The organism is Streptococcus oralis, from assembly GCF_026782125.1.
Classification (GTDB): Bacteria; Bacillota; Bacilli; order Lactobacillales; family Streptococcaceae; genus Streptococcus; species Streptococcus oralis_CE.
The window spans coordinates 87402-96577 of sequence record NZ_JAKUVY010000003.1 but is presented as its reverse complement, the minus strand read 5'-3'; the positions used below and the strand labels follow the sequence as shown (position 1 = coordinate 96577).

Annotated in this window: 9 protein-coding genes; all 9 read left to right on the top strand. The window is 43.2% G+C overall.

The window, feature by feature from the left end; genetic code table 11:
* The first annotated feature begins 1 nt into the window (after position 1).
* The 9 genes from MK385_RS03765 (at position 2) to MK385_RS03725 (ending at position 9143) form a co-directional block, all read left to right on the top strand.
* Positions 2-946 carry a 3-oxoacyl-[acyl-carrier-protein] synthase III C-terminal domain-containing protein gene (locus MK385_RS03765; RefSeq protein WP_042767667.1) on the top strand — a complete coding sequence of 315 codons (945 nt, stop codon included), beginning with the start codon at positions 2-4 and terminating at the stop codon, positions 944-946.
* Positions 947-1069: 123 nt separating this feature from the next.
* Positions 1070-2602 (top strand): cardiolipin synthase, encoded by a 1533-nt coding sequence (cls, locus tag MK385_RS03760; protein ID WP_268725325.1) that lies wholly within the window; start codon positions 1070-1072, stop codon positions 2600-2602.
* 254 nt (positions 2603-2856) lie between these two features.
* Positions 2857-4371: a damage-inducible protein CinA gene (locus MK385_RS03755; protein WP_268725324.1), complete on the top strand. Its 1515-nt coding sequence runs from the start codon at positions 2857-2859 to the stop codon at positions 4369-4371.
* A gap of 127 nt (positions 4372-4498) precedes the next feature.
* Positions 4499-6706 carry an anaerobic ribonucleoside-triphosphate reductase gene (gene nrdD, locus MK385_RS03750; protein WP_268725323.1) on the top strand — a complete coding sequence of 736 codons (2208 nt, stop codon included), beginning with the start codon at positions 4499-4501 and terminating at the stop codon, positions 6704-6706.
* A gap of 11 nt (positions 6707-6717) precedes the next feature.
* The gene (locus tag MK385_RS03745) at positions 6718-6858 is read left to right on the top strand and encodes a hypothetical protein (RefSeq protein ID WP_000521623.1); all 141 of its coding nucleotides are present in this window, start codon (positions 6718-6720) and stop codon (positions 6856-6858) included.
* A 44-nt stretch (positions 6859-6902) separates the two neighbouring features.
* Positions 6903-7403 carry a GNAT family N-acetyltransferase gene (locus tag MK385_RS03740; protein WP_268725322.1) on the top strand — a complete coding sequence of 167 codons (501 nt, stop codon included), beginning with the start codon at positions 6903-6905 and terminating at the stop codon, positions 7401-7403.
* Between the two features lie 9 nt (positions 7404-7412).
* A complete protein-coding gene (locus MK385_RS03735) occupies positions 7413-7919 on the top strand; it encodes a GNAT family N-acetyltransferase (protein ID WP_268725321.1) in 507 nt (168 codons plus the stop codon).
* A 4-nt stretch (positions 7920-7923) separates the two neighbouring features.
* Positions 7924-8520: an anaerobic ribonucleoside-triphosphate reductase activating protein gene (gene nrdG, locus MK385_RS03730; protein WP_000220157.1), complete on the top strand. Its 597-nt coding sequence runs from the start codon at positions 7924-7926 to the stop codon at positions 8518-8520.
* Complete coding sequence (locus tag MK385_RS03725) at positions 8517-9143, top strand: uridine kinase family protein (protein ID WP_268725320.1); 627 nt, start codon at positions 8517-8519, stop codon at positions 9141-9143. Before nrdG ends, MK385_RS03725 begins: the two co-directional genes overlap by 4 nt.
* Positions 9144-9176: the final 33 nt, after the last annotated feature.

The window sequence follows — 9176 nt, the reverse complement described above, 5'->3', positions numbered from 1 at the left end:
AATGACAGAAGTAAAAAGACATGTAGAAATCGCTGGTTATGGTGTTTGCCTTCCCAAACATACCGTTCAATTCAAAGACCAGACCCGTTATCGTGTAGTTGAAAATGAAGAAACGCAACTCGACTTGGCAGAGGTAGCGATTCAGCGTGCGCTTGAACATGCAAATTTAGATATTAAAGATATCGATTGCCTTGTATCAGCTAGTGCAGTCGGAGTTCAGCCTATTCCTTGTACTGCTGCCTTGATGCATGAGCGCGTGGCAAAAGGACTCTCAATTCCAGCAATGGACATCAATACAACCTGTACCAGCTTTATTTCTGCTCTATCGACTATGTCCCACTTGATTGAGGCGGGCGAATACAATCGTGTCTTGATTGTGTCTAGTGAGGTTGGAAGTTTAGGGCTCAATCCCAAGCAAAAAGAAAGTTTTGAACTCTTTAGTGACGGGGCAGCAGCCTTTATTTTCCAAAAAAGTCATCAGGAAAAAGGGGTCATTGCCAGTCTTCAACGTACTTGGTCAGAAGGAGCTCACGATACGGAGATTCGTGGAGGTCTAACTTCTTTTCAACCAAAAGAGTACTCTGAAGCGACGAAGACCAACTATATGTTTGATATGAAGGGGAAGAAAATCCTCCTCTTGTCAGCTCGTAAAATCCCAGTCATGTTTGAAGAGTTTCAAGAAAAGACCCAGCTAGCTTTGGGAGATGTGGACTATATCATTCCTCATCAAGCTAGTCGCGCCCTTCCTTTGGTTATGGAAAAGCTAGGTGTAGCCGAGAATCAATACCTCAATCTCGTCACGGACTATGGAAATATGGTGTCAGTCTCTGTGCCATTTGGTTTGGCCTATTCATTGGACCATGGATTGGTTAAAGAAGGAGATATCGTCTACCTGATGGGAACTGCTGCTGGTATGACGGTCAATATGTTGGCTCTCAAACTGTAATACGCATCTGAAAATGGAAGGGCAAGAGTAAAGGGTTGCTATCTACCCCTGAACTGAGGTATACTAGTAGAAAGATTAGTTTATCAAGCGACGAGGGAGAATGTTAGAAAAGGAAGGGGATGTATGACAGCTAGAAAAATGCAGCTACTCATGTCCAAGTATGGTTTTAGTATTACCATCATGTTGGCAGAGTTGTTTATCATCTTTGGTTTATTTCTCTATCTAGGGCAGATGGCTCCGATTCTCTGGATTATTCTAGTTATTTTGATGAGTATGGCGACCATTGTATCGATTGTTAATCGGTCCATGAATCCTGAGAGTAAGGTAACATGGCTGTTAGTAGCCTTTGTGCCAGTGTTTGGCCCCTTACTCTATATCATGTTTGGAGAGCGCCGTTTATCTAAAAAAGAAATAAAGCAGCTAAAGCAGCTCCAATCAATGGTTGATCGAGAGGACAATAGCAGAGCTCTCCGTTTGGAGTTAAAGGAACAAGACAAGTCGGCTTACGGCGTTATCAAATCACTCCTCAGCATGGACACGAATGCCGATGTCTATGATCGAACGGATACACAATTTTTTGCATCTGGTGAAAGCATGTGGCATCAGATGCTAGAGGATCTCAAGAAAGCTGAGAAGTTTATCTTTCTCGAATACTATATCATCGAAGAAGGTTTGATGTGGGATAGTATTTTGGAGATTTTGGAAGAAAAGGTAGCTCAAGGTGTAGAAGTGAAGCTTCTCTATGATGATATTGGTTGTATGGCAACCTTGCCTGGAGATTACACCATCCAGCTTCGTGGTCGAGGGATTGAAGCCCACAAATTTAACAAGGTGATTCCACGTTTGACCGTTGCTTATAACAACCGTGATCACCGTAAAATCATGATTATAGATGGTCAAATTGCCTATACAGGTGGTGTCAATCTGGCCGATGAGTATATCAACCATATCGAACGCTTTGGTTATTGGAAGGATAGCGGTATTCGTCTGGATGGACCGGCAGTTAAGGCTTTTACCAGACTCTTTTTATCTGCATGGTATATCAACCGTGGGGAGATTAGTGACTTTGACCAATACCATCTCGAAAATCAACCAAAAGATGGGATGGGGCTCTGTATTGCCTATAGTAGTGGACCAAAACCCATCTACCGAGCCCAGGTTGGAAAAACGGTCTATCAAAATCTTATCAATCAAGCTACAGATTACGTCTACATCACGACTCCCTATCTGATTGCGGACTATGATCTCACCGAAAGTATCAAAAATGCAGCTCTGAGAGGGGTAGATGTGCGAATTGTGACGCCGTGTATCCCAGATAAGAAGGTTATTCAGTTAGTTACTCGGGGAGCCTATCCAGATTTGCTATCTGCTGGGGTTCGTATTTATGAGTACAGTCCGGGATTCCTTCATAGCAAGCAAATACTTGTCGATGGAGAGGCAGCCACCGTGGGGACCATCAATTTTGACTATCGTAGCTTGCTTCACCACTATGAAAATGCCGTCTTACTTTATAGAACGCAGTCTATCATCGATATTGAAAGGGACTTCGAAGAGATTTTTAAAGTTTCTCAAGAAATTTATCCCCACACCATCAAAACAAGCTGGTATCAAAGCCTGATCAAGGAAATTGTCCAGTTGTTTGCACCTATGCTTTGACAATCAACCAAGATCTAGCCCAAGGCTGGATCTTATTTTTGTCTTCTTACGAATAGATAAGTAAAGGAGAAAACCATGCTTAATCTAGAAGATGATGATTTTATCAGAGAGTATAGAAACAGCCGATTTCACCGTTTTCGTGAAATCGAACGCTTTGCGATATTGAATAAGAAATTCAGCAAATATCAATCCCAAGCTGACATTCCTGTAAGATTTTGATATACTAAAACAGATAAACTTAGAGGAGAAATTGAATGAACGTATACGGGAAAATAGATGAGAAACAAGAAGAATCTCATTACCAAGACTGGTCAGTGCCAGAAAAACGAGAAGGAGCTCCCATTCCCTTTTTTAGTATTTTGCTTTGGAGTTTAGTGGCCACAGCCATTTCTGTGGTTATCCCCCTTATTTTTGGTTTAGTAAGCCCGCAACAAACTCAGGATCTTTATACCGGTTGGGCCTTGCATCAAAATGGTCAAATGTATACCGATTATTTTGGGACGGAGGGATTGCTCTATTATGTGCTAACCTACCTTTTTCAAGGCAGTATTCTGATTGCTTTGGTTGAGTGGTTGGCCTTGTTTGGAGCAGGTGTTTTTCTTTTTAAGGCTGCAGATACTCTTGTCGGCCAAGAAAAGGAAGCGAAGCGACTTGTCTTTATTTTATACTTGCTTGTGGCGGGCCTCGCTTTTGGTGGTGGCTATGCTCTCTTGCTAGCCCTGCCTTTCCTATTTTATTCATTGAGTATCGTTACAAATTATCTAGCTTTTCCGAAGGATGACAAAGGATTTGTACGAGTGGGGATGAGCCTTGCACTTTCTTTCTTCCTTGCGCCAATCCCAACCGCCTTGTTTGCGACTGTACTGGCCTTGGGGGTTATCGGCTTTAATCTAGGCAAAGGTCACTTTGTTCATGGTCTATATCAGTTCTTTGCGTCAGCCCTAGGATTTTCACTCTTATTCTATCCTTTAGGCTACTATACAGTGTGGACAGGTAGTTTTGGGGATGCTATTAGCCAGACCTTGTATCCGGTAAATGCTCTTAGCCTCTTTTCAAATGCGCATTTGCTTGAAAATGCAGCCTTCTATGGTTTGCTTGCTGTTGGGTTAGGTTCCCTTAGCTTGCTCTTTACTGGTTTATTCCAGTCAAAACCAGCCAAGCAATATGCCCTCTCAATTGCTGCTAGCTTGGGATTCTTGGTTTCTTTGGGAATCTTGATTCTCTCAAATGAACCTGTCAACGGTACTCGTCTCGCTATTCTCCTTCCTTTCTTGGTCTTGCTCTTTCTGACAAGAATCAAGGAAACTGCCTCGGAGGGAGGAAGCCGTCGTAGAAGACGTGAGAAAAAAGCCTCTTTTATTAAAGGAAATTTCTATCTACCACTGATTGCCCTTGCCTACCTTATTGCACTTCCTATCCTGAGTCGCTACCTTTCACATCCGGCGACTTATCAGGAGAGAGACCGTCTGGCTAGCGTGGTCAAACAACAAACGAGTTCTGAGGATCGTGTCTATGCTTGGGATGATCGTTCAGATTTCTATCGTGCAAGTGAACGCTTGGCGCCAACTTCTCTAGTGACACCAACACTCTATACTGCAAGCGACGAAAATAAAACCAAACTGATGAATGATCTAAAAGAAAATCAACCAAAGATGATTCTGGTCAATCAAAAAGTTGCCTTGTGGTCGGATGTAGAGAGCTGGCTCAGCGAAAAATATGAGCTTGTTCAGACAGATACTAGTGAATTCAAGCTTTATAAATCTAAATAACAAAATCAATATCTTGTGGAATTTTAAAAAAATTAGGATTTTTGGCACAAGATATTGATTTTTATTTTTAGAGTGGTATAATACTGAATATAAACTATTCAACAATATTTTAGAAAAGAGCATGGATATGATTGTATTAGAAGAAAAGCTTGCAACCGTTCCCACCTTGTTTGTTGAAAAACGAGATGGTAGACGTGTAGTGTTTGATGTAGACAAGATTGACAAGGCTCTCCACAAGGCGGCAGAAAAGGTTATGGACCTTACGCCTCTAGTAGAAAAACGCCTAAATGGTCTAGTTGAAAGAATCGTGACTGAAATTCACAGCCGCTTCCCTCAAGGGGTTAAGATTTACGAAATTCAAAATGTCGTAGAGCATGAACTCCTTGAAGCCAAAGAATATGCGCTGGCTGAGGAGTATATCACTTATCGGACACAAAGAGATTTTGAGCGCTCAAAAGCGACAGATATCAACTTTAGTATCCATAAACTTCTCGATAAAGATCAAGCCGTTGTCAATGAAAATGCCAATAAAGACAGTGATGTCTTCAACACCCAGCGTGATTTGACAGCAGGGATTGTTGGGAAATCAATCGGGCTGCAAATGCTTCCTAAGCACGTAGCTAATGCTCACCAAAAAGGGGATATCCACTATCATGACTTGGACTACAGTCCCTACACTCCGATGACCAACTGCTGTTTGATTGATTTTAAAGGCATGCTGGAAAATGGTTTTAAGATTGGAAATGCAGAGGTAGAGAGTCCCAAGTCTATCCAGACTGCGACAGCTCAAATTTCTCAAATCATCGCCAACGTTGCTTCTAGCCAGTACGGGGGCTGTTCAGCTGACCGTATCGATGAAGTCTTGGCGCCTTATGCGGAGAAGAATTATCAAAAACACCTCAAGGATGCGGAAGAGTGGGTCTTGCCCGAAAAACGGGAAGATTACGCTTGGAAAAAAACGCAAAAGGACATCTACGATGCCATGCAATCTCTTGAGTATGAAATCAACACCCTCTTCACTTCAAATGGACAAACACCTTTTACTTCGCTTGGTTTTGGTTTAGGAACTAGTCGTTTTGAGCGGGAAATTCAAAAAGCTATCTTGACCATCCGTATCAAGGGACTTGGTTCAGAACACCGTACAGCTATCTTCCCTAAGCTCATCTTTACGCTGAAAAGAGGCCTTAACTTAGAGGAGGGGTCACCTAACTACGATATCAAACAGTTGGCTCTTGAGTGTGCAACCAAGCGGATGTACCCAGATGTCTTATCCTATGATAAGATTATCGAACTGACTGGTTCTTTCAAGGTTCCTATGGGTTGTCGCTCCTTCCTCCAAGGCTGGAGAGATGAAAATGGTGTTGAGGTCAATTCAGGTCGTATGAATCTAGGTGTTGTGACGGTCAATTTGCCTCGTATCGCCCTCGAGTCTGAAGGGGATCTGAATAAGTTTTGGGAAATCTTCAATGAGCGGATGAATATCGCGGAAGATGCCTTGGTTTACCGTGTGGAAAGAACCAAGGAAGCAACACCAGCGAATGCCCCTATCCTCTATCAGTACGGAGCCTTCGGTCGCCGTCTCGGAAAAGAAGAAAGTGTTGACCAACTCTTTAATAATCGCCGTGCGACAGTTTCGCTGGGCTACATCGGTTTGTACGAAGTGGCTACAGTCTTCTTTGGAAATAGCTGGGAAAGCAATCCTGAAGCCAAGGAATTCACACTGGATATTATTCGTGATATGAAACGTCGTGTGGAAGAGTGGTCTGACCAATATGGTTACCATTTCTCTATCTACTCCACACCGTCTGAAAGTCTGACAGACCGCTTCTGTCGCTTGGATACAGAGAAGTTTGGCTCTATTCCTGATATTACGGACAAGGAATACTACACCAACTCGTTCCACTATGATGTCCGTAAAAATCCCACACCGTTTGAAAAATTAGACTTTGAGAAAGTTTATCCAGAAGCAGGTGCGTCAGGTGGCTTTATCCACTATTGTGAGTATCCAGTTCTTCAACAAAATCCTAAGGCCCTGGAAGCTGTCTGGGACTATGCCTATGACCGAGTTGGCTATCTAGGAACCAATACTCCGATCGACCGCTGTTACAAGTGTGATTTTGAAGGGGATTTTGAACCGACTGAGAGAGGCTTTGCTTGTCCCAACTGTGGCAATAGCGACCCTAAAACAGTAGACGTGGTCAAACGTACGTGTGGTTATCTGGGAAATCCTCAAGCGCGTCCGATGGTTAATGGTCGTCACAAGGAAATCGCTGCGCGTGTCAAACATATGAACGGTTCAACTATTAAAACAGCCGGACATGAAGTAACAAATTAGAAGGAAATGGAATGGGGAAATACCAATTAGACGATAAGGGACGCGCACAAGTGACCCGTTATCACGAGAAACACTCGAAAGGTGGAACAGGTAAAAAAGAACGCTTGCTCAACCTCAAAGAACAATTTTTAAACAAGAATAAGAAAAAATAAAAGTGAGAGTCTGCTCTCACTTTTCTCTTAGGTGGGAGGGGAATATGGAACTACGCAGACCGATATTGGCAGATAAAGAAACAGTTTTAGAGATGATGGCAGAGTTTGAACAGACTCAATCAGCCCACGATGGTGGGTTTTGGAACGCCAACAATTTTGTTTATGAAGAGTGGCTAGAAGAAAATCTTCAAGCGGAAGCGGGCCTCAATATTCCTGAAAACTGGGTTCCTGCTATCCAGCTGGTTAGTTTTGACGTAGCAGGCCAGGCTCTTGGCTTTCTCAACCTTTGTCTCCGATTAAATGACTACTTACTAGAAAATGGGGGCCATATCGGCTACTCCATTCGTCCATCAGAAAGAGGCAAGGGCTATGCAAAAGAGTCCCTTCGCCAAGGTTTAGAAGTTGCTAAGGAAAAGAACATCAAAAAAGTACTTGTGACCTGTAGTACGGAAAATCCTGCTAGTAGGGTGGTGATTGTGACAAATGGCGGACTCTTTGAGGATGTTCGCAATGGTGTAGAACGTTACTGGATTGATTTAGATTGAGGATAGTTTATGAAGTTACGACGACCAACTTTGGAAGATAAAGAAGCGATTTTGGAGATGATTGCGGAGTTCGATGCTGCAAAATCCTATATGCACGGTGGCATGGGCTCCGCTTGGAAGCGAGCAAAGGATTATGAAGACTGCCTACAAATTATAGAACAGCAGGAAGACGTTGCCAACTTGCCAGCAGGCTGGGTTCCCGCTATCAAATTTTTATCCTTTGATGAGACTGGCTTGCCTCTGGGCTTTTTAGCCCTGCGCTTGTCCTTGAATGACAAATTATTTGTAGAGGGTGGTCATATTGGCTATTCCATCCGGCCCAGTCAACGGAGAAAGGGCTTGGCTAAGTTGCAGTTAGAGTTAGGACTAGCAGAGGCTCGAAAGCAAGGATTGGAACGAGTGCTGATTACTTGCGATGAAGACAACGAAGCCAGCCGCCGCACGATTCTCTCCGCTGGCGGTGTTTACGAAAATACAATCGATAGAAGTCAGCGCTACTGGATAGATTTGGAGTAAAAGGATGACATGGAATACACCAAAACCAGGTGAATGGAAAAGCGAGGAGCTTAGTAAAGGGCGAATCATTGACTACAAGGCCTTTAACTTTGTAGATGGAGAAGGAGTGCGCAACTCCCTCTATGTCGCAGGCTGTATGTTCCACTGCGAGGGCTGCTATAATGTTGCGACTTGGTCTTTCAATGCAGGTATTCCTTATACAGCAGAGTTAGAAGAACAGATCATGGTAGATCTTGCCCAGCCCTATGTTCAAGGATTGACCCTGCTAGGAGGAGAACCCTTTCTTAATACAGGAATTCTCTTGCCCCTCGTCAAACGTATCCGTAAGGAATTGCCAGATAAAGACATCTGGTCTTGGACTGGATATACCTGGGAAGAAATGATGCTGGAAACTCCAGATAAACTGGAACTCTTGTCGCTGATTGACATCCTTGTCGATGGACGGTATGATAAAAGCAAGCGTAATCTCATGCTCCAGTTTCGAGGTTCCTCTAATCAACGAATTATCGATGTGCAAAAATCCCTCAAAAGTGGGCAAGTGGTGATTTGGGACAAGCTTAATGACGGAAAAGAAAGCTATGAACAGGTGAAGAGAGAATGAAGAAAAAAGACCTGATAGAGCAACTGGTTTCAGAGATTGAAACGGGAAGAATTAGGACGTTAGGGATTTACGGTCACGGTGCATCAGGAAAGTCTACCTTTGCTCAAGAATTGTTCCAAGCCCTAGATTCTGAAAAGGTAAATCTACTAGAAACAGATCCCTACATTACCTCAAACCGTCATCTAGTGGTGCCAAAAGAACTTCCAGATCAAAAAGTGACAGCCTGCCTCCCAGTGGCTCATGAACTGGAAAGTTTGGAGAGGGATATTCTCGCCTTGCAGGCAGGTATGGACATCTTGACGATTGATGAACCTTGGAAGCCAAGCGAAGTCTTATCTGGTTCGAAACCGATACTGGTTGTCGAAGGGATGTCTGTGGGCTTTCTACCCAAGGAACTCTTTGACAAAACTGTCTGTTTCTACACGGACGGAGAAACAGAATTAGAGAGGCGTCTAGCTCGAGATACGACTATGAGAAATCGCGATGCTTCCTTTATACTAGCTAGCCATCAGATGAGACGGGAGCAGTATCTGCGTTACTACAGAGAAACCGAGTCTAAAGCAGATATCTTAGTGGATCAATCAGAAAATAAATTCAAAGCTAAAATGACTCGTATTATATAGAAGAAAAGATTGAATTTTAAGATCGTAAATCAG

Excerpts from the sequence above, each read along its gene's own strand:
- cls (WP_268725325.1), top strand. The coding sequence starts at position 1,070 with ATGACAGCTAGAAAAATGCAGCTACTCATGTCCAAGTATGGTTTTAGT.
- MK385_RS03745 (WP_000521623.1), top strand. The coding sequence starts at position 6,718 with ATGGGGAAATACCAATTAGACGATAAGGGACGCGCACAAGTGACCCGT.
- MK385_RS03755 (WP_268725324.1), top strand. The coding sequence starts at position 2,857 with ATGAACGTATACGGGAAAATAGATGAGAAACAAGAAGAATCTCATTAC.
- MK385_RS03765 (WP_042767667.1), top strand. The coding sequence starts at position 2 with ATGACAGAAGTAAAAAGACATGTAGAAATCGCTGGTTATGGTGTTTGC.
- MK385_RS03740 (WP_268725322.1), top strand. The coding sequence starts at position 6,903 with ATGGAACTACGCAGACCGATATTGGCAGATAAAGAAACAGTTTTAGAG.
- MK385_RS03725 (WP_268725320.1), top strand. The coding sequence starts at position 8,517 with ATGAAGAAAAAAGACCTGATAGAGCAACTGGTTTCAGAGATTGAAACG.
- nrdG (WP_000220157.1), top strand. The coding sequence starts at position 7,924 with ATGACATGGAATACACCAAAACCAGGTGAATGGAAAAGCGAGGAGCTT.
- nrdD (WP_268725323.1), top strand. The coding sequence starts at position 4,499 with ATGATTGTATTAGAAGAAAAGCTTGCAACCGTTCCCACCTTGTTTGTT.
- MK385_RS03735 (WP_268725321.1), top strand. The coding sequence starts at position 7,413 with ATGAAGTTACGACGACCAACTTTGGAAGATAAAGAAGCGATTTTGGAG.